14 protein-coding genes and 1 tRNA gene are annotated in these 20,854 nt (G+C 73.5%); 7 read left to right on the top strand and 8 right to left on the bottom strand.

Annotation, left to right across the window (positions count from 1 at the left end; genetic code table 11):
* Positions 1 to 30: 30 nt before the first annotated feature.
* The gene (locus tag Q0840_RS09650; RefSeq protein WP_298459166.1) at positions 31 to 846 is read right to left on the bottom strand and encodes a VOC family protein; all 816 of its coding nucleotides are present in this window, start codon (positions 844 to 846) and stop codon (positions 31 to 33) included.
* Positions 847 to 1,030: 184 nt separating this feature from the next.
* On the opposite strand from Q0840_RS09650, the gene Q0840_RS09645 reads away from it, so the two are divergent.
* From Q0840_RS09645 to Q0840_RS09635, 3 genes are all read left to right on the top strand, one after another.
* Positions 1,031 to 1,106, top strand: a tRNA-Thr gene (locus Q0840_RS09645).
* Between the two features lie 196 nt (positions 1,107 to 1,302).
* Positions 1,303 to 1,902 carry a methyltransferase domain-containing protein gene (locus tag Q0840_RS09640; protein WP_298459165.1) on the top strand — a complete coding sequence of 200 codons (600 nt, stop codon included), beginning with the start codon at positions 1,303 to 1,305 and terminating at the stop codon, positions 1,900 to 1,902.
* A gap of 300 nt (positions 1,903 to 2,202) precedes the next feature.
* Positions 2,203 to 6,705 carry a lamin tail domain-containing protein gene (locus Q0840_RS09635; RefSeq protein ID WP_298459163.1) on the top strand — a complete coding sequence of 1,501 codons (4,503 nt, stop codon included), beginning with the start codon at positions 2,203 to 2,205 and terminating at the stop codon, positions 6,703 to 6,705.
* Positions 6,706 to 6,841: 136 nt separating this feature from the next.
* Here the strand turns inward: Q0840_RS09635 and Q0840_RS09630 are convergent, their stop codons facing one another.
* From Q0840_RS09630 to Q0840_RS09615, 4 genes are all read right to left on the bottom strand, one after another.
* Entirely contained in the window at positions 6,842 to 8,329 is a 1,488-nt protein-coding gene (locus Q0840_RS09630; protein WP_298459162.1) for a UDP-glucose/GDP-mannose dehydrogenase family protein, read from the bottom strand.
* Positions 8,330 to 8,428: 99 nt separating this feature from the next.
* A complete protein-coding gene (locus tag Q0840_RS09625) occupies positions 8,429 to 9,664 on the bottom strand; it encodes a right-handed parallel beta-helix repeat-containing protein (protein WP_298459161.1) in 1,236 nt (411 codons plus the stop codon).
* Positions 9,661 to 11,625, bottom strand: coding sequence for a right-handed parallel beta-helix repeat-containing protein (locus Q0840_RS09620; RefSeq protein WP_298459160.1), 1,965 nt, complete (start codon positions 11,623 to 11,625; stop codon positions 9,661 to 9,663). The genes Q0840_RS09625 and Q0840_RS09620 overlap by 4 nt, the downstream gene beginning before the upstream one ends.
* Positions 11,622 to 12,989, bottom strand: coding sequence for a glycosyltransferase (locus Q0840_RS09615; RefSeq protein WP_298459159.1), 1,368 nt, complete (start codon positions 12,987 to 12,989; stop codon positions 11,622 to 11,624). Before Q0840_RS09615 ends, Q0840_RS09620 begins: the two co-directional genes overlap by 4 nt.
* A 393-nt stretch (positions 12,990 to 13,382) precedes the next feature.
* Here Q0840_RS09615 and Q0840_RS09610 point away from each other — a divergent pair, with 393 nt between their 5' ends.
* Positions 13,383 to 14,570: an OmpA family protein gene (locus Q0840_RS09610; protein ID WP_298459157.1), complete on the top strand. Its 1,188-nt coding sequence runs from the start codon at positions 13,383 to 13,385 to the stop codon at positions 14,568 to 14,570.
* 61 nt (positions 14,571 to 14,631) lie between these two features.
* On the opposite strand, the gene Q0840_RS09605 is transcribed toward Q0840_RS09610, so the two are convergent.
* The 3 genes from Q0840_RS09605 to Q0840_RS09595 form a co-directional block, all read right to left on the bottom strand.
* Complete coding sequence (locus tag Q0840_RS09605) at positions 14,632 to 16,350, bottom strand: Ig-like domain-containing protein (RefSeq protein WP_298459156.1); 1,719 nt, start codon at positions 16,348 to 16,350, stop codon at positions 14,632 to 14,634.
* A 143-nt stretch (positions 16,351 to 16,493) separates the two neighbouring features.
* Positions 16,494 to 16,994: a hypothetical protein gene (locus Q0840_RS09600; protein ID WP_298459155.1), complete on the bottom strand. Its 501-nt coding sequence runs from the start codon at positions 16,992 to 16,994 to the stop codon at positions 16,494 to 16,496.
* A 172-nt stretch (positions 16,995 to 17,166) separates the two neighbouring features.
* Positions 17,167 to 17,325: a hypothetical protein gene (locus Q0840_RS09595; RefSeq protein ID WP_298459153.1), complete on the bottom strand. Its 159-nt coding sequence runs from the start codon at positions 17,323 to 17,325 to the stop codon at positions 17,167 to 17,169.
* A 144-nt stretch (positions 17,326 to 17,469) separates the two neighbouring features.
* Between Q0840_RS09595 and Q0840_RS09590 the strand changes: the two genes are divergently transcribed.
* From Q0840_RS09590 to Q0840_RS09580, 3 genes are read left to right on the top strand one after another with little or no spacing between them, the layout of a single operon-like run.
* Positions 17,470 to 19,068, top strand: a complete 1,599-nt coding sequence (locus Q0840_RS09590; protein ID WP_298459151.1) for a circularly permuted type 2 ATP-grasp protein — start codon at positions 17,470 to 17,472, stop codon at positions 19,066 to 19,068.
* Positions 19,062 to 19,991, top strand: a complete 930-nt coding sequence (locus tag Q0840_RS09585; RefSeq protein WP_298459149.1) for an alpha-E domain-containing protein — start codon at positions 19,062 to 19,064, stop codon at positions 19,989 to 19,991. The genes Q0840_RS09590 and Q0840_RS09585 overlap by 7 nt, the downstream gene beginning before the upstream one ends.
* Before the next feature lie 10 nt (positions 19,992 to 20,001).
* Positions 20,002 to 20,841, top strand: a complete 840-nt coding sequence (locus Q0840_RS09580) for a transglutaminase family protein (protein ID WP_298459148.1) — start codon at positions 20,002 to 20,004, stop codon at positions 20,839 to 20,841.
* Positions 20,842 to 20,854 lie beyond the last annotated feature (13 nt).

Here is a 20,854-nt window from a genome sequence, read left to right as displayed (position 1 = left end):
GGTCCGTCGGGCCGGTGAGTCGTGCGCCGGTCAGGCGGTCGCCGGCGCCTGCCCCCCGGCGGCGTCCACCTCGAGCCGGGCGTGCACCGCGAACGTCTCGCCGGCGGGTCCGCTGAGCACCGCGATGCGGCCGAACGCGCTGTCCCACGGTTCGCGGACGACCCCGCCACCGTGCCCGACGGCGATCGCGACGGCGTCGTCGACGTCCGGCACGGCGAAGTAGATGAGCCAGTGCGGCTCGGCGTCGCCCACCGCGTCCGCGGGCAGCCGGCCGATGCCGCCGGCGGTGCGGCCCTCGACGCTGAACGTGCGGTAGGAGAACCCGGGGCCGCTGAGGTCGGTGTACCTGTACCCGAACACCGCCGCGTAGAAGTCCCGCGCCGCGTCGTCGTCGTGGCTCATCGTCTCGCACCACGTCATGGCGCCCGGCTCGTCGACGACGTCGACCCCGGTCAGCGCCGCCGACATCCACAGCCCGAAGACCGCCCCGACCGGGTCCACCAGCACCGTCAGCGCACCCGCGTCCCCGGCGTCCATGGGCGGGACGAGCACGGTCGCGCCCGCGTGCACGGCGGCGTCCACCGTGACGTCCAGGTCCGCGGTGGCCAGGTAGATCGTCCACTCCGGGGTGGGGTCGTCCGGCCCGGGCAGGACGTCGCCCACGCCGGCGGCGTTGCGGCCGTCGACCGACGCGATCAGGTAGGTGGTGCCGTCCGGCGCGGGCGCCGACTCGAACGTCCACCCGAACAGCGCCGCGTAGAAGTCGGCGGCCTGCGCGAGGTCGGTCACCATGAGGTCCGGCCAGGCCGGTGTCCCGGGCGGCCACGGCTCGCGGTGGGTCGTCATGGGGGCTCCCTCCGCCGGTCGTGGGTCGGGTCCCGGACGCCGCCCAGCCTGACCGGGCGAGGCGACGGCGGCAAGCGTGGCCGACGGCGCGCCGGGGCGAGTCGCCCGCATGGCCCTCGCTTTGGTGTCGCGGCGCAGGACGGTTACAGTGGGCTCCGCTCGTGGCGCCTCGCGCCGTGAGCGCGCCGCCTTAGCTCAGTCGGTAGAGCGTCTCACTCGTAATGAGAAGGTCAACAGTTCGATTCTGTTAGGCGGCTCCACAGCGAAAGCCCGTCTCACCTGCCACACCGCAGGCCCGAGGCGGGCTTTGCTCGTGCTCACAGGGCCTGGGTCACTGAGTGGATCTCACGGCGTCATCGGCTAGTGTGACTGGGCGGCGGCGGCGCGCGTTGCGTCGGGAGTGGGTGCCGCGGTGGTGCAGTCGTCACCAGGGGGCGGCTGACGTCCGGGGGAGCCATGGACGCAGCAGTCGTCGTCAAGAAGGTCGTCCGGCCGGCTGTCGTGCAGTACAGCATCCGCAACCGGCGCAGGAAGGCCAGGTCCATCCGCGCCTTCATGGCGGAGCACGGCTGCACGACAGTCCTGCTCGTGGGTACCAACGGAGACCGCCCGCACGTGGCCAACGGGGACGTGGTCGAGCGGGCCGTCGTGGTGGGGCACACGGTGCGGATGGGCATCAACATCCGTCCGGTCGACTCCCCGTACCCCTTCACGGTCGCGAACGGCTGTGACATGCCCTTCGACGACGACTACGTGGACTTCTCGCTCGCGAACGCGATCATCGAGCATGTCGGCGACGAGGACGAGCAGCGCAGGTTCGTGGCGGAGCAGACGCGGGTCGCCAGGTGCTGGGTGATCACGACGCCGAACCGGTGGTTCCCGGTCGAGCCCCACACCTCCGTGCTGTTCCTGCACTGGATGCCCGCCTGCCGGGCAGGTCGCAAGGAGTTCAGCCGGCTCATGTCCAGACGGGAGTTCACCGACCTGCTGCCGCCCGGGACCCGGGTGACCGGCCACTGGTGGAGCCCCACCTTCAGCGCCTACTTCGCTCGCTAGGCGCACCGGGCCCACACGTCGCTGACAGCCGGCGCGGGTCCTGGATCGACGACGGCGTCGTGCTGCTGCGCGGGGGGCCCCGACGTCCCGCGCGCGCGCCGATGGTGGCGGCCGGGTTCCGTGCCGTCGGTCGGGGCAGGCGCTCGCGTCGATCGACGGCTGGCCGCGACGGCTGCGATGCGCTGACCTCGGACGGCGTTCGGGATCGGGCCATCACCGGTCGGTGCTGCGTTCACCTCACGGACGTGCGGGTGCCGTTGCGTGGGGGCGTCCGCACCGCCCCCGACCCGAGGTTGCCGCATGCCCGTCACGCCCGGACCGCGCCGTCGCGCGTCCACCGCCCTGCTCACCGCCGCCGCACTGACCGCGTCCGCGGTCGGCACGGTCGCCGCCGGAGCGCCCGCTCTGGCGGTCACCGGCTCGCCGACCGTGCTCGTCACCGAGATCGCCCCCGACACCGCCGGGGCGGACGACTTCGAGTACGTCGAGGTCACCAACCTCACCACCGCCGACGTCGACCTGGCCGGGTACCAGCTGGCCTACACCTACGTCGACTCCGCGGACCGGACCCGCGACGTCCCGCTCGAGGTGCCCGTGGGCGCCGTCGTCCCGGCCGGTGGCAGCACGGTGCTGTGGCTGTCGTACACGAGCGGGTCGGTGGACAGCTTCGCCCGCACCGAGCAGCAGTTCCGCGACCACTGGGCCGCGGTCGGCGCCCCCGCGCCCGAGTACCCGGTCGTGCGCGTGACCGGCCAGCCCGGGATGGCCAACGGCGGCAACCGTGGCATCCGCGTGACCGACCCCGACGGCGGAGCCGGATGGGCGTACTACCCGGCCGGTTCCGCGGGTGCGGACGCGACCGTGCACTTCCGGGTCGACGGCGGCCCCTCCGGGACCGCCGTGCTGTTCTCCGCAGCGCCCGCGACCCCCGGCGCGGTGGATCCCGCGGCCCTGGTCGTCCCGGAGCCCGACCCGGAGCCCGAGCCCGAGCCGGACCCAGACCCGGAGCCGGAGCCCACGCCCGACCCCGAGCCCACGGAAGTGCCCGCGCCGGACCCCACGCTCGACGTCGCCCCGCTGCAGATCACGGAGCTGCTGCCGGACAGCACCAACGTCGGCACCGCCGACGGCTACGAGTTCGTCGAGATCCTCAACGCCACCACCGAGCCGGTCGACTACGCCGACTACACGCTCGACTACCTGTACCCGGACGCCGAGCTGGTCAGCACGAACGTCGTCGAGTGGCCGAGCACGCCCCGGTCCCTCGTGATCCAGCCGGGCGGCACGCTCGTGCTGTGGGTCAAGAACGGCCAGAACGACAGCCTGACCGACGCCGACTTCAACGCCGTGTGGGGCACCTCCCTGACCCTGGGCGTCGACCTGGCGGAGGTGCTCGTCGGCGGGATGGCCAACGGCAGCCCGCGCGGGCTCGAGGTCGTGACGAACACCGGCTTCAGCGTCAGCCGTGCGTACTACAACGTCGACGGCGGCGACGACACCACCGCCGACCAGGGCATCCAGTACGGGGTGCACCCGGCCGGGACGAACCGGCAGGTGCTGCTCGGCACCGCCCCGGCGTCCCCGGGCACGGTCACGCCCGAGCAGGTCCCGGCCTCTCTCGCGGTGCCCGCGCCCGACACGGCGGAGCCCGTGGTCACCGACCGGACCGCCGCCGAGGTGGACCCCGCGCAGGACTTCGTGATCGACCTCGGCATCACCGACGACGTCCAGGTGCGCACCGTCACCCTGCACGTGCGCACCGACGTCGACGAGTCCGCGACGCCGTTCACGCTGCGGCACGACGGTCAGGACGGCTACCGGCACGTCATCAGCACGGTCGACCTGACCGGCAAGCGCTGGGTCGAGTACTGGGTCGAGGTGTCCGACGGCACGCGCACCACCACGAGCGAGACGCGCCGGGTGCCCGTCGCCGGCGTGGACCAGAGCCCGGTCCGGGTGATCCCGGCCGACGGCGCCTTCGTCAGCGGCAGCACGCGCGTCGCCGCGGCCGGGGACACGTACCCGCCCACGCTGACGCTGGCGGTCGACGGCACGCCGGTCACCACGGCGCCGTCCCTCGAGGCCGAGCCCGTCGTCGCCTTCGAGGCGACGTCGACCGACGCGTTCTTCCGCAACGGCGTGCTCATCGGCACCGACGTGCTGCACGTCTTCGACGAGGGCTTCTACGCCGAGGAGGTCACCGTCAGCACGCCGGTGGCCCTGCGGTACGTCGCGCGGGGCGAGGAGCTGGTCGTCAGCGTCTACGCCGGCACCAAGGCGTGGCCGATGATCGACCCGGACGAGAACAACGACGACTTCCAGCTCCGCAACGTCCGGCTCGTCCTGCCCGACGGGCGCACCCTGCGCCCCGCCGGCCAGACCGACCCGACGCAGTGGGTCGCGATGGGCGACAGCGCCGGCAAGCTCGACGTCCTCGACGCCGCGTTCACCCTGCCCGACGACGCCTTCACCGCCGTCGCGCACACCTGGGACACCAGCGCGGTGGCGGACGGCGAGCACACCGTCACGGCGACCGACGGGGACACCACGGTCACCCGCACGCTGGTCGTCGACAACACCGCGCCGGTCGTCACGACCGGCCTGGAGAGCGGCCGCCGGTACCAGGGGGAGATCGTCGTCGACCCGCAGGTGACCGACGCGGGCGCCGGTGTGGCCTCGGTCGTCGCCACCCTGGACGGGCGCTCCGTGACGCTGCCGCACACGACGTCGTCGCTGGACCTGCCCGCGGGCGAGCACCTGCTCGAGGTGACGGCGGCCGACACCCTGGGCAACACGCGCGTCGAGACGGTCGCCTTCACCACCCCCGAGGAGCGCCCGACGGGCACCGTGGTGAGCCCGGCCGACGGCGCCACCGTCACCGCCGGCGACGTGCGCCTGGAGGCGCTCGTCGAGGACCCCACCGGCGACGTGCTCGACGTCGAGCTCCGTGAGGGCACCCGGCACGTCCCGACGGACGGCACGGTCACCGCCTACAGCGGCACGACCCAGGTCGCCCTCGACGCGGAGCGTGACGGCAAGGTGCTGCTCGGCGCCGCCGAGCTCGAAGCCATGACGGGTGCCGACGGCGTCGACACCGAGGTGTCCTCCGACCGGCAGCTGCCCTACCAGCTGTTCGAGGTCGCCGTCGGCGACGCCGGAGCCGGCCAGGAGGTCCGGGTCGGCTGGGACGGGCGGACCAACGCCGACGCCAAGGTCCTGCTGTACGTGCTGAACACCGCGACCGGCACGTGGGAGGAGGTCGACCGGGTGCTCACCACGGGCGGCGCGCCGACCGACATCACGCTCGGCGCGGTCGTCCCCGCGGCGGACCACGTGGCCGCCGGGACCGTCACCGTGCTCGTGCAGCACTCGGAGGGCTTCGCGGGCGCCGACCTGAGCACGCGCTCCAGCGAGGTCCTCCCGCACAACGCGCAGGACGTCCCGCGGTCCGGGTACGACTTCACGCTGGGCTGGGAGTCGGACACGCAGTACTACAACGAGGCGTTCTACGAGCGGCAGCTCGACATCCACGAGTACTTCCTGGACCGCCGCGACGAGCTCAACCTGCAGTACGTCCTGCACACCGGTGACGTCGTCGACGACTGGGACCAGGAGTACCAGTGGCTCAACGCCGACCCGGCGTACCGGATGCTCGACGAGGCGGGCCTGCCGTACGGCGTGCTGGCCGGCAACCACGACGTCGGCCACGCGCTGGAGGACTACTCCGCGTTCTCCGGGTGGTTCGGCGAGGCCCGGTTCGCGGACAACCCCTGGTACGGCGAGAGCTACCAGGACAACCGCGGGCACTACGACCTGATCACGGCCGGCGGCATCGACTTCCTCATGCTCTACCAGGGGTGGGGTGCCGGTGACGCGGAGATCGCGTGGATGAATGACGTCCTCGCGCGCTACCCCGAGCGCAAGGCCGTGGTGAACCTGCACGAGTACATGCTCACCACCGGTGGGCTCGGGCCGATCCCGCAGCGCATCCTCGACGAGGTCGTCGCCACCAACCCGAACGTGATGATGGTGACCGGCGGTCACTACCACGACGCGTTCACCCGGGTCGACGGGTTCGACGACGACGGCGACGGCACCCCGGACCGCGAGGTCTACCAGATGCTGTTCGACTACCAGGGGCTGCCCGAGGGCGGTCAGGCGTTCCTGCGCCTGCTGCACTTCGACAACGAGGCCGGCCGGGTCCTGGTGCGCACGTACTCGCCGTACCTGGACGCGTACAGCTCCGAGGACCCGACCCTCGACCTCGAGCACCAGAGCTTCGACATCCCCTACACCGCGCTCGGCATCGAGCCGCGGACCAAGGTGCTGGCCACCGACTCCGTCACCGTGGAGGTGCTCACCGACCGGATGATCGCCACCGCGGCCGACGTCGCCGGCGGCACCACGGTGAGCGCCACCTGGGCCGGCGTCACGCCGGGCGAGCACTCCTGGTACGTGGTCACCCGCGACCCGTACGGCGCGGTCCACACCTCGCCGGTGGCCACGTTCACCGCCGTGGAGACCGCGTCCGACGACGTCCCGACCCTGCTGGCGCAGCTGCGCACGGCCTACGACGGGTTCGTCGCGGCCGGGGACCTGTCCGGCCCGATCGTGCAGCAGCTCGAGAACAGCCTGCGACAGGCCGACCGGCACGTCGCCGGCGACCGGCCCGGGCCGGCCGTCGTCTCCCTCGAGCGGGCGCTGGACCGCCTCGCGAGCCCCAAGCGCCCGGACCGTGTGGCACCGGAGGCCGGGCGGAGCCTGACCGAGCAGATCACCCGGCTGGTCGAGCTGCTGTCCTGATCGACTGACGCCCGACGGGCTCCTCCCCGCGTGGGGGAGGAGCCCGTCGTCGTCGGTGGGCGGCGCGACGGCCGTCCACCACGGCGCCACGGGGTGCCGCAGCGTCCTGCGGTACCCCGGGCGCGATCCCGACCGGTCAGGCGGTCGGGACGGTTCCCTGCTGCTGGAGCAGCTCGGCGGCGATGTCGACGCGCGCCGCCAGGTCGATGTCGTCCGCCGCGGCGGTCGCGAGCTCGACGGTCCGGGACGTCACCGGGCGACCCAGCGCGCGGTACTCCCAGCCGGCCGCCCGGTAGGCGTCGGCGTCCAGCGCGTGCCGGCCGTCGACGACCTTCCGCTGCGCGACGAGCCAGCCCATCATCTCCGGGTCGGCGTCGCGGAACTGCGCCCACTCGGTCAGCAGCACGACGACGTCGGCCCCGTGGACCGCCTCGGGCAGCGAGCCGGCGTAGGTGAGGTCCGGGTACGCCCGGCGTGCGTTGGCCATCGCCTCGGGGTCGTACACCTGCACCAGGGCGCCCTCCTCGTGCAGCATCCGGGCGACGTCCAGCGCCGGGGCGTCCCGGATGTCGTCGGAGTTGGGCTTGAAGGCGGCGCCCAGGGCGGCGACGCGCACGCCCTGCAGCGAGCCGCCGGCGAGCTCGCGGACGAGGTCGACGGTGCGGGTGCGGCGACGGCCGTTGATGGCGTCCACCTGGTGCAGGAAGGACACGGCCTGCCCGACGCCGAGCTCCTCGGCGCGGGCCGCGAACGCGCGGATGTCCTTGGGCAGGCAGCCGCCGCCGAAGCCCAGGCCGGGCTTGAGGAAGCGGCCGCCGATGCGCTCGTCGTACGACAGCGCGCGGGACAGCAGGTTGACGTCGGCGCCGGTGGCCTCGCAGATCTCGGCCATCGCGTTGATGTAGGAGATCTTCGTCGCCAGGAACGAGTTCGCCGCGACCTTGACCAGCTCGGCGGTGGCGAGGTCGCACTCCACGAGCGGGGTGCCGCGGTCCAGCACCGGGGTGAAGGCGGCCTTGAGCTGCTCGGCGGCCCACCGCGACTCGGTCCCGAACACGAGCCGGTCCGGCTGCAGCGTGTCGGCGACGGCGTAGCCCTCACGCAGGAACTCCGGGTTCCACGCCAGCTCGACGGCGGCGCCGGCGGGGGCGATCGCGTGCACGGTGTCCCGCAGCTGGGCGGCGGTGCCGATCGGCACGGTGGACTTGCCGACGATGAGCGCCTTGCGACGCAGGTTCTTGGCCAGCGCCTCGGTCGCGGCCTGGACGTAGGAGATGTCCGCCGCCTGGGAGCCCTTCTTCTGCGGGGTGCCGACGCAGATGAAGTGCACGTCACCGAACTCCGCCGCCTCGGCGAAGTCCTGGGTGAAGCGCAGCCGGCCGGTCGCCAGCGTGTCGCGCAGCAGCTCGGCGAGCCCGGGCTCGAAGAACGGCACCTCGCCGGCGGCCAGCTTGGCGATCTTCTGCGGGTCGACGTCGACGCCCAGCACCTCGTAGCCGACCGCCGCCATGCACACGGCGTGGGTCGCGCCGAGGTAGCCGGTGCCGATGACGGTGAGGCGGGGACGGGCGACGACGGGCTCGTCGGTCGCGCGGCCGGGGAGCTGGGGGCTGGTCTCGTGCATGGCTGTCTCCTCAGTGGGCCCCGGTGCCGGGGCGGGGGTGTGTCGTGCGTCGTGGGTGGGGTGCGTGGCCTGCGGTGGTGCCTGGGTGTGGTGGCGCGGTCAGCGGCAGCGCTTGTCGGTCACGCCGCCGACGTCGGTGAGCAGCGTGTTGTCGCACGCGGCGCGGTTGTCGTTCTCGGGCCGCAGGGCGACGAGGACGCCGTCGGCGACGGTGAGCTCGCCGGCGTTCCCGGTGAACACGTTGTCCGTGCCCCAGCCGTCGGCGACGTCGTGGGTCTGGAAGCCGTCCAGCGGGGTGTGCCGACCGACGTTGTCGGCCACGGTCCAGCCGTTGCCCTTCACGTCGACCCAGGAGTCCGCACCGGTGATCCGGGACCCGTCGAACTGGTTGCCGGACACGACGCCGCCGGCGGTGCCCTCCTTGACGTCCACCGACTCGCTGGTCGTCGCGTACACCGCGTTGCCCACGACCCGGTTGCGGTCGCTGCGGTCGGGCTCGCCGTCGGTGATCTCGCCCCAGTTGCTGACCGCGGTGCCGACGTACACGCCCTCGCCGAACTTCTCCTTGCGCAGCCCGGTGTCGCTGATCGTGTTGCCGGTCACGAGGTTGTCGGTGCTGTGGCGGCGCAGGTGGATCGCCTCGTCGCCGGTGCCGTAGACGGTCAGCCCGCTGATGGTGGTGCCGGTGGTGCCGTCGGCCATCACGCCCTTCTGCCCGTTGCGGACGGTGAAGCCGGACAGCACCCAGTGCTGGGCGCCGTCCAGGTGCAGCACGTAGCCGCCCGTGTGGCCGCCGCCGTCGAGCACGGCGTCGGCCGGTCCGCACAGCCGGGCGGGGCTGTCGGCGGTGCCCGAGCCGGTCGTGACGAACTCGCCGCGGTACACCCCCGGCTCGAGCTGGATCACGGTGCCGGGACCGGCGTCGTCGAGGGCGGCCCGGAGCTCGTCGGCGTCGGTGACCCGCAGGCCACCGGCGGGGCAGGGCGAGCCGTCCGGGGTCGGGCGCGTCATCCAGTCCGGGAACGCGGTCGGCGCGGTCAGGCCCCGCTCGTCGTCGTCCCGGTCGTCGTCGTCCACCTCGGTGTCCTCCTGGTCGCTGCCGCTGCCGCTGCCGCTGCCGGTGCCGGTGCCGGTGCCGTCGTCGCTCAGCAGCGGCGCGCCGCTGGGGTCCACCGTCTCCGGGACCGGTGCGGGCTCCACCGCGGCGACGCCGTCGTCGGCCACCTCGGCCGCGTCACGGACGTCCGCCGACGGCGCGCAGCCGGTCAGCACCAGGCCGAGCACGAGACCGAGCGGCACCAGCGCCCGGCCGGCGGTGGTCACGGCGCCGGTCACGCGGACGCACCGACGCCGGCCGGTGGCGCCACGACGACGGGCTCCTCACGGATCTCGGCCATCTTGCGCTGCGGGGCGTAGGGGTCGCGGCGCACGGTGCGGTGCCGGGATCCCTTCACCGCGGTCGCGAGCACCAGCAGCGCCAGGCCGAGCCACATCACGGTGAGCGGCTGGAGGGCGTTGCGCACCATCGTCCAGAAGGGCTTGGTGCTCTCCCAGCTGGTCGTGTCGTTCTCGCCCACGGTCGCGCCCTCGCTGCGCTTGCGGTCCACCGCGCTCGGACCCCGGCCGGCGAGGGTGTTCTCCTCGACGACCGTCCCGGTCGCGGCGCCCACCACCGTGATCGCGTGGTGGGTCAGCCCCGACAGCGTGTTGCGCTCCACGACCGCGGCCGAGTCGCGCAGGTAGACCCCGTCGGGGCCCCCGGCGATGACGTTGCCCGAGACGGACGCGTCGGTCACACCGTCGCGCAGGGCGATGCCGTGCCGGAGGTTGTCCGCGAGGCGGTTGCCCACCAGCGTGACGTCGGAGGCGGCGTCCCGCACGACGATGCCCATGTCGTTGCCGTTGACGTCGTTGGCGTTGACGTTGACGTTCTCGCCGCCGACGACCTCGATGCCGTACCGGCCGTTGTCGTCGGCGACGCTGTTGGCGATCGAGTTGTTGCCGTAGTCACCGACGGGCATGCCGGTGGCGTTGGGGCCGTCCGCGAGCGGGTTGCCCCGCACGACGATGCCGCTGCCGCCGTTCGTCAGGCTCTTGACCTCGGTGATCATGATCCCGGTCGTGGCTCGCGCCAGGATGATCCCGTCACCGGCGTTGCGCCGCGACACCGTGTCGTTGATCGCCGCGTTGATCACGAACCGGTGCATCACCAGTCCGTCGATCAGACTGTCCTGGATGGTGGACCCGGAGATGTCGACGCCGTTGGCGCTGGAGACGAACAGCCCGAAGGCGTTGCCCTCGAACGTGGAGTCCTCGATCTCCGCGGAGACGTAGCTGTACGACGGGTCGTCCTCCCCGCCCTCCGGAACCGGCAGCACGCCGGCCGGCAGCAGTCCCTCGATGCCGGTGCCGAGGTCCGCGGGCGGCTCCTCGACGGCGGTGCCTGCTTCGGCGGCGTCCTCGGCCGCGCGCCGCTCCTCGGCCGTCGGGGGCGCCTCGGGCTCGGTGCTCGTGGCGTCGACCGCGTCGCGCAGGTCGCGGCCGAAGTCGTCCAGGGTGCCGGTGCTGGGAAGGTCCGACCCGGTCAGCGCGACGCCGCCGGTCCGGCCGCTCCAGAACCCGAGGTCGCTGAAGGTCGAGCCCTGCAGGCTGACCCGGCCGCCGATCGAGCGCACGTAGGCCCGGCCGTCGTCGGTGGTCGCGTCCGGCGCCCCGGCGTCGCGGTCCCAGCTGGTGAGGGTGACGGGGGCCTTCTCGGTCCCGCGGGTGATGAGCTCCCCGCCCATGTTGACCAGGGACACGAACCGGGCCGCGTCGCTGGCCAGCCGGATGGTCAGGGCGCCGGCGCCGGCGAGCTCGAGCGTCGCGCCCGGCTGGACGACGATGTTCTCGGTCAGCAGGTAGGCGCCGTCCGGCTCACGGACGAACGTCTGCGGGCCGAGCTCGAGCAGGTCGGCGATGCCGTAGGGCTCGTCGCGCTTGGTGAGCACCAGCGTGTAGGTCGACCCGGTGCTCAGGCGGTACGGCTTGCCGACGTCCAGACCGCGCCAGCGGATCATGCTGGCCACGGTGCGGACCTTCGACAGGCGCTCCTCCTCGTCGGCCACCAGGGCCGGCTCCGTCACGACGTTGCCGGGGTAGTCCTGGACGACGGAGTCGGTCGCGACGGCGTCCGTGGCGGTGGAGTCGGGGTCCGCCTCCTCGGCCGCGGCAGGCGTGGCGAGGCACAGCCCGCCGGCGAGCACGACGGCCAGGGTCGCTCCGGGCACGGCGGTCCAGCGGGGACGGCGGCTCATGCGGTCACCTCCTGGGTGGACGTCACGGTGGCGGCGCCGACGAGCGCGGGACGCTCGTGGCCGACCGGGGCGAGCGGGAGATCTGCGGAGGCCGGACGGGACGTCGCACCGGTGGGCGCGAGCGTGGCGGCGGTCTGGCCGTCGCCGCCGATCTGGTCGGCGTGCCGCGTCAGCCAGCCCTGCTTGTTCATCGTGACGAACGCGTAGAGCTTGATCGGCAGCGCGACCAGGATGACCACGAGCGCCAGCAGCGGCAGCAGGACGATGTCCTTGGGGTACCGCTTGAGGTGGGAGTACCCGCGCACCCCGCGGCCGAACAGCAGCCAGGCGACCGCGAGCCCGATGCTCAGCGCCGTGCCGTCGATGCGTGCGAACAGCAGGTACCCGAGCGTGAGCCCCATCGTCACGGGGGTGAGCAGGATCTGCAGCACGGTGATCTTCGTGACCAGCGGCACGCGCCACAGCCAGCCCTTGGCGACCGCGGTCAGGTAGCAGCGGTAGGAGTTGCGGCTCCAGCGGATGCGCTGCTTGACGAAGGCGCGGAAGGAGTCGGGGAACATCGAGATGGCCCGGGCGGACGACTGGTGCACGGTCTTGAAGCCCGAGGCGAGCACGAGCCAGGTGAGCCGGCCGTCGTCCCCGGCGATGCAGCGGCGGCCGAGGAAGAACTCGTCCTCCAGGTGCACGAGCACGGGCAGCACGGCCTCGCGCCGGTAGGCGGCGGTCCGGCCGGACAGGCACGCGACGGCGCCGGCCGCACCCATCGCCGGGACGTAGTCGTAGTAGCGCAGGTCCACGAGCCAGTCCGCGATCCGGCGCCACACGCTCGTGTCGCGCTGGTACACGTTCTGCTGCGTGCTCACGCCGCCGACCTCCGGGTCGACGAACGGCATCTGCACGGCCTCGAGCAGGCCCGGGCGCCACGACGTGTCGGAGTCCACCAGCACCAGCAGCTCGCTCGTCGCGAGCCGGATGCCGACCCCCAGGGCGGAGCGCTTGCCGACGTGCTTGAACATCACCGGCTGCACCCGCGGGTCACCGAGCGAGAGGATCCGCTGCTGGGCCTCGGTGTCGGCGACGTCGAGCACGATGATGACCTCGGTGGGGTTCTGGCGGAGCCAGGAGTCGAGGCACTGCATGAGGATGTCGGGGTCCTCGTGGAAGGACGGCACGACGATCGACGTGGTGGTCCGGAAGTCGTTGACGACCGGCGTCGCGCGGCGCGACAGCACGACGCGGTAGAGCCACAGGGCCCAGACCACGAGGCCGGCGACCGCGAGCGGGAACGCCGTCCAGACGGCGTCGAAGGAGATGTCACCGACCCGCAGGTCCGAGAACAGGTCTCCGATGGATGTGGGACGCAATGGGGTTGTCCTAACGGTGATCGCGGACAGTCCCTGACGACGTCCGGTCGCTGGGAAACGTAGGGCAATGTCCGGTTTGAGCGCTGCGTCCGAAAGGTGGTGTTGACCCGTTTGCGCGCCTTTTCACCCGTAGCGGTGCAGGTCACAGCGGTGTGACTGAGGTGCCAGCGGCGCCGCGTCCATGTCAATGAATAGCTGCCCGTGCGCGCTCGCAGGTCGTCGGGCACTGCGCCGAAAGGGGTATCCCCGACGGTCGCCGACCGTTTGACAAAGGGGGTCCGGACCGTCGCCGGCGGCGTGTTTGCCCGCCGGTACGCCGGTCGCCTACTGTCACGCTCGGTCTTCGCCCACCTGGGGGACGCCCGCGCAGCAGCCGCACGACGACAGGGCGCCATGACGCCCGGAGAGCAGGACCCGGTGCGACGTGCCCTCGCGGCGGCCCTGCTCGTCGTCGGCGCCACGGCGGCCTGCACGGCCCAGGTCGACCCCGGCCCGACCGGCGGGGGCGGCGCCACGACCGCCGACTCGCCCTCGCCCTCGACCTCGCCTTCGCCGACGCCCGTCGTCGACGCCGCGTTCGCGCGCGGGCTGCGGCGCACGCTCGCCGTGCCGCCCCTGCCGGCGTTCGCGATCCCGACCGAGCTCCTGTCCGGCGCCACCAGCCGACGGATCACGACGGACCTCGATGTGCCCCCGGGGCTGTACCAGGGCATCGCGGTGCTCGATGCGCGCTGCACCGCCGCGGGTGACGCGACGGCCGCGGACACCGGGGCGCCGGTCGCCGGCCCGACCCGGCACTTCGAGGACGGCACCGTGTCCGTCACGGTGGGCGCGGACGGGACCGGCGGCTACGACACGGCCGACCTGCACATCGCGGTGCTCGGCGACGGCGCCGGCGTCTACGACGACGGCCGCACGCGTCTGTCCGTGGCACCCGACGGTTCGGGCACGTACTCGAGCGGTGACCTGCGCTACACGGTGAGCCCCGACGGGTCCGGCTCGTACTCCGACGAGGACGTCCGGGTCTGGGTCGATGCCGACGGGGCGGGCGGGTACGAGGACGACACCATGCGGCTGTCGTGGAAGGGCACCGGAGAGGTCTACGGGGACGGCGAGCCGGCCCGGGTGGCCGCCGTGCGCTCGGTCCTCGCCGACGGGCTGCCCCGTTTCCCGCCGGTGCCCGCGGTGGCGAGCGTCGAGCCGGCGGGCACGGTCTGCGGCACGGTCATCCGCCTCGACGCCAACGTGCTGTTCGACGTGGACCAGGCCGAGGTGCACCCGGGCGCGCAGGCGGACCTGGACCGGGTCGCCGCGCTGCTCGTGGCGCTCGGCAGCCCGCGGGCGCTGGTCAACGGGCACACCGACACGGTCGGGACCGAGGCGCACAACCTCGAGCTGTCCGAGCGGCGCGCCGAGGCGGTGCGGGACGCCCTGGTGGGCTCCGGCGCCGACAGCGGGTCGCTGGAGACCCATGGCCTCGGCGAGTCCCAGCCGTTGCGCCCCGACGTCGCTCCGGACGGCAGCGAGGACGCCGCGGCCCGGCAGCTGAACCGACGCGTGGAGATCGTGCTGCTCGACTGACCGCGGGCGGTGCGCGGGCGGTGCGCGGGCGGTGCTCGCGGTGGCCGACGGGTGGCTGGAGTCAGCGGCAGGGCTGGTTGGCGACGCCCAGGGCGGCGGTCCGGACCACGTTGTCGCAGCGCAGGACGTTGCCCGTGCGGGCGGCGTCCTGGAAGCGGAACCCGTACCCCGACGAGGCGACCACCGCGGTGTTCCGGCTGAAGACGTTGCGCTCGCCCCAGCCCGGCAGCAGCACGTGCGTCTGGAACCCGTCCAGGAGCGCGTTGGTCCCCGTGTTGCCGGTCACCAGCCACTCGTTGCCCTTGACGTCCACCCAGGAGTCCGCGCTGTTCTGCCCGGCCATCCCCGCACCGTCGAAGGTGTTGCCGGCCAGCACGCCGCCGGTGGTCCCCTCCTTGATGTCGACGCTCTCGGCGCCCGTCGCCCAGATCCGGTTGTCCAGCACCTGGTTGCGGTCGCTGGCGTCGGGACGGCCACCGGAGTACGTGCCCCAGTTGGACTTCGCCGAGCCGATGTAGATGCCCTCGCCGAACTGCGGCTTGTCGATGCCGACGTGGTGCACCTCGGAGCCGCGCACGATCCCGTCGCTGGAGAAGCCGCGCAGGTGGATGCCCTCGGCGCCGATCTGCGACACCTCGACGCCGTCGATCACGGCGTGGTTCGAGCCGTCCAGGACGATCCCCTTGCTCGCGTTGCGCACGGACAGCCCGGACACGGTCCAGTGGTGCGCACCGGTCAGGTGCAGGCCGTAGTGGCCGCTGAGCCCGGTGCCGTCGAGGACCGCACCGCGCCCCCCACGCAGCGTGCACGGCTGGGCTGCCGTGCACGCGGTGGAGACGGTGAACTGCTGCTTGGCGGTGTAGACGCCGTCGGCCAGCACGATGGTCGTGCCGGGCGTGGCGGCCGCCAGCGCCGCGACGAGCTGGGCGCCGTCGCGGACACCCACCGTGCGCTGCGCACCGGTGACCGGCGCCGGAGCCGGGCGCACCACGGCGCCGGGGACCGGCGCGGGGGCGGGGGCCGGGGCAGGCGGGGTGGCGGGGGCCGCCGCGCTGGTGGTGAAGGTGGCCGACGCGCGCCCCTGCTCACCGGTCTCGCCGTACAGCCGGACCTCGATGCGGTGCGAGCCCGGGGTGAGGTCCAGCGGCCAGGTGTAGGGCAGGGACACGTCGGTGCCGAGGTAGGAGCCGTCCATGCGGAACTTCGCCTTGACGGTGCCGCCGAGGTCCGGGGCGGCCACCGTGACCGCACCCGCGACCACCGCGCCGTCCAGGGGGCGGCCGTCGACGGTCAGGCGCAGCACGTCGTCGGCGGCCGGCGCGGACGAGGGGGCGGGGGAGGGGGTCGGGGAGGGCGCCGGCGTGGGCGCGGGTGTGACCGCCGGGGCGGGTGCCGGTGCGGGTACGGGTGAAGGTGCGGGGGCCGGGGCGGGCGCTGCCGCGCCACTGCCCGCGAAGGTCGCCGCGATGCGGCCCTGCTCGCCGTCGGCGTCGTAGAGCCGGACGTCGAGCTCGTGCGCGCCGGGGTCCGCCTGGACCGGCCAGGAGTACGGCGCGGTGCTGTCGGTGCCGAGGTAGACGCCGTCGAGGCGGAACTTGGCCTTCACCGTGCCGCCGAGGTCGGGGGCCGTGACGGTGGCGGTAGCGGCGACGACGGCGCCCTGCAACGGGCGTCCGTCCACGGTCAGCGTCCGCGCCTCCGCGGCGACCGCCGGGGAGGTGCCCATCACGCACACCAGGGCCGTCGCGAGCGCAGCCCGCTTCACGCTGAGGGTCGGCATGCTGGACTGATCGGCTGGGTCTTCACGGACGTGAGGAGAACAGGCGGATCGGTCCGGCGCCAGTCGGCGACCCGGTGGTGCCCCGCCGGAGCCGGCCACGCGACGGCTGCGTGGCCGGCCCGGCGGGGACGTGGCCCAGCGGGTCAGTCCTCGGACGCCACGGCGAAGTACGCGCCCAGACCGGCGGGGTTCGTCGCGTTGCGGACCAGCACGACGGGGTCGTCGCAGTGGTGCGGCACCGCGATGCGGCCCATGAAGTGCCCGTTGCCCTCGGGGCTGACCGGGAACGCCTCCGTAGAGGCGACCACGGCGTCGTCGCACACCAGGCTCGCCGCCATGAGCGCGGCGGGGTTGCCCGGGTCGCGGCCGGGGATGACCAGGTGACGCACCACGAGGGTGATCCGGCCGTCCTCGCGGACCCGCACGCGGCTGCTCTCGTCGAGCACCCACGGTGCGCCACCGGGGTTGACCCCGGCGATCACCGGACTGGCGTTGACCGGGTCGGTCAGCGGGAACATGCCCTCGAACGTGTCCCGCAGGATCGTGCGCCCGCTGGCGGCGGCCGGGCCGGCCGCGAGGACGACGGCGGCGAGGGCCGCGGTGACGGCGGTGGCCAGGCCCGAGGTGGTGCGAGTTCTACGCATGAACAGCTCCTTCACGACGCCGTGAGGTCCGTCGCCGGGGCGTTGGACCACTGTCGCCCGGTACACGCAGCGCAGGCCGTGTCGGTTCACCGGACGCGCCGGTGTCCGCGCCGCCCGTCGCACCACCGTCGGGGCCGACGTCCGCACCGCGGCGCGGCACCGGCGGCCGGGGTCAGCCGTCCGCGCGGATGATCGTCGAGGCGTGCAGGGTCCACGCCGGGCAGGTCGGGTCCAGCACGACCTGGATCAGCCGCTGGTCGCGGATGCAGGTGCATCGGGTGGCGCACCGGGCTCCTTCGCTGTGGGACGTGAACCCCCATACGGGTGCCACCGACGGGTTGTGAGGGATGTCGGTGCGCAGATCCCCGCCCGGTCCGGCTGCGGACCGGTGCTCCGCGGCGGGGACTGCCGCGGCGATGCCTGGCCGAAAGCCGCCGGAAACACTCACGTCACGTGCCGCGCCTACCGTCCCGGCATGGCCGACCTCTTCGACGGGTACCCGCCGGGCGCCGCCTGGGACGAGGTCGTGGCGCACGACGGCTCCATCCGCCCCGCCTACCGTCACGTGCACGCCGCGCTCGCACGGATGTCGGAGCCCGAGCTGCGTGCACGCGCGGACAGCCTCGCCCGCAGCTACCTGGACCAGGGCGTGACCTTCGACTTCGCCGGTGAGGAGCGTCCCTTCCCGGTGGACGTCGCTCCGCGGGTCGTGACCGGCGACGAGTGGGACACCATCACGCCGGGCATCGCCCAGCGGGTGCACGCGCTGGAGGCGTTCCTGGCCGACGTGTACGGCCCGCAGCGCGCCGTCGCCGACGGCGTCGTCCCGCGCCGCCTCATCACGTCCTCGACGCACTTCCACCGGCAGGCGCACGGGGTCGTGTCCCCCAACGGCGTGCGCATCCACGTCTCCGGGATCGACCTCGTCCGCGACGAGCACGGCACCTTCCGGGTCCTGGAGGACAACGTCCGCGTGCCCAGCGGCGTCAGCTACGTGCTCTCCAACCGTCGCGCGATGGCGCAGAGCTTCCCGGAGCTGTTCGCGACCCTGCGCATCCGGCCGGTGTCGGACTACCCGCGCCGGCTGCTCGCCGCGCTGCGGGCGTCCGCACCACGCGACGTCGACGAGCCGACCGTCGTCGTGCTCACTCCCGGGGTGTTCAACAGCGCCTACTTCGAGCACTCCTTGCTCGCCCGGACGATGGGCGTCGAGCTCGTCGAGGGTCGCGACCTGTTCTGCTCCGGCGGGCGGGTCTGGATGCGGACCACGCAGGGTCGCCAGCGCGTCGACGTCATCTACCGACGGGTGGACGACGAGTACCTCGACCCGGTCGTGTTCCGCTCGGACTCCCAGCTCGGCAGCCCGGGGATCATGGCGTGCGCGCGCACCGGGACGGTGACGATCGCCAACGCGGTCGGCAACGGGGTGGCGGACGACAAGCTCGTGTACACCTACGTCCCGGACCTCATCCGGTACTACCTGGCCGAGGAGCCGATCGTCGCGAACGTCGACACCTGGCGGCTCGAGGACCCCGGCGCCCTGGAGGAGGTCCTGGACCGGCTCGACGAGCTCGTGGTCAAGCCGGTCGACGGGTCGGGCGGCAAGGGGCTCGTGATCGGCCCGGCGGCCGGCGGCGACGAGCTCGCCGCTCTGCGGGACACCCTGCGCCGGGACCCCCGAGGGTGGATCGCGCAGCCTGTCGTGCAGCTCTCCACGGTCCCCACCCTGGTCGACGACGGCCTGCGCCCGCGCCACGTCGATCTGCGCCCGTTCGCGGTGAACGACGGCGAGCGCGTGTGGGTGCTGCCCGGCGGCCTGACCCGGGTCGCGCTGCCCGAGGGGGAGCTGGTCGTGAACAGCTCCCAGGGCGGCGGCTCCAAGGACACCTGGGTGCTGGGGGACCGTCTCGGGTCGCGGCACCCGGCGCCGCCGGTCGCGCACCCGCCGGTCGCACCGGAGCGGGCCTCGGTACCGCTCGACACGAACCCCGACGACCTCCGGGGCCAGCACCACCAGCAGCAGCAGGCGCGCGACGCCGCACGGCGGGAGCCGCCGGGAGGGACGCCGTGCTGAGCCGCATCGCCGAGTCCCTGTTCTGGATCGGCCGCTACATCGAGCGAGCCGACGACACCGCGCGCTTGCTGGACGTGCACCTGCAGATCCTGCTCGAGGACCCGTGGGCGGAGGAGGACCTCGCCTGCCGCTCCCTGCTGTCGGTGATGGACCGCCGGCTGAGCGAGGCGGACGTCACCGTCGGGCGGGACCAGGTGGTCCAGATGCTGGCGTACGACCGCGCGGAGCCGTCGGCCATCGCCGGGTCGCTCGTGGCGGCCCGGGAGAACGCGCGCCGCGCCCGCGAGGTCATCTCCACCGAGCTGTGGGAGGCCCTGAACATCACCTGGACGCAGCTGCCCTGGTTCCTCGAGCTCGACCGGCCGCACGTGTTCTTCACCTGGACACGGGAGCGGGCCGCCGTCATCTCGGGCATCGTCGACTCGACCATCTCCCGTGACGAGACGTGGCAGTTCCTCGTCCTGGGCCGGTCGCTCGAGCGGGCCGACATGACGGCGCGGCTGCTGACCACCCGGGCCCTGACCGGTACGGCGGGCCCGGACTGGCGGACGCTGCTCGGCTCGTGCGGCGCGCACGAGGCCTACCTGCGCCGCTACCGCGGAGTCGCCTCGGACGAGAGCGCCGCCGGGTTCCTGCTCACCGACCGGGTGTTCCCCCGGTCGGTGGTGCACGCGCTCGGGCAGGCCGAGGCCTGCCTGCACGCGCTCGACCCGTTGCGCGACCAGCAGGGGGTCGACGAGGCGCGGATGCGGATCGGCCGCGCCCGCACGAGCCTGGAGTTCCGCCGGCTGGCCGACGTCCTGGAGGAGCTTCCGCAGCAGATGGAGCGCGTCCAGCGGTCCTGCTCGGCCGCGAGTGACGCCATCCGGTCGCGGTACTTCCCGTCCGGTGGCGTCACCACGTGGATCGGTGGCGTCCGGTGAGGGTGCCCCGATGAGCCGGCTGCACGTGGTGCACACGACCGAGTTCGGGTACGGCGGCCCGGTGACCGCGTCCTACAACGAGGCGCGGATGACGCCGCTGTCGGGCCGCGGTCAGACGGTGCTCTCGGCGTCCCTGGACATCGACCCGCACACGTGGCGGCACGACTACCGCGACTACTGGGGCTCGCAGGTCACCGCCTTCGAGGTGTCCCTGCCGCACCAGTCCCTGCTCATCCGCGCGGCCTGCCAGGTCGAGGTCACGCCCCCGCCGTGGCCGACGTCGCCCGCCGGCTGGGACACGGTCACCAGCCCCCGCGCGCGGGACGAGCTCGCGGAGTTCCTCGAGGACTCGCCCGCGACTCGCGCCCCGGCGGACCTCGCCGCGCTCGCGGCCGACGTCGCCGGCCGGTCCACCCCGCACCGCGCGGCGGTGGAGATCTGCGGCCTGCTGCACGACGCCGTCGAGTACGTGCCGGGTGCGACCGCGGTGCACTCCGCAGCGGCCGAGGCGTGGTCCGAGCGCAAGGGCGTGTGCCAGGACATGGCGCAGCTGTCCGTCGGGGCGCTGAGGAGCATCGGCATCCCGGCCCGGTACGTGTCGGGGTACCTGCACCCGCGGCCCGGCGCCGAGCTGGGCGAGGTCGTGACCGGGGAGTCGCACGCGTGGGTCGAGTGGTGGGCCGGGGAGTGGGTGCCGTTCGACCCGACCAACGCGGTGGCCGTCGCGGAGCGTCACGTGGTGCTCGGCCGCGGGCGCGAGTACCGCGACGTCGCGCCGCTGCGCGGCATCTACGCCGGCTCGGGCACCGACGCGCTCGTGGTCCAGGTGCGGATCAGCCGGGAGGCCTGAGCCGGACGTGCGC

The sequence above is a fragment of the uncultured Cellulomonas sp. genome, assembly GCF_947494015.1.
Classification (GTDB): Bacteria; Actinomycetota; Actinomycetes; order Actinomycetales; family Cellulomonadaceae; genus Pengzhenrongella.
The sequence above is the reverse complement of the archived record's forward strand: the minus strand, read 5'-3'. Positions and strand labels throughout refer to the sequence as shown.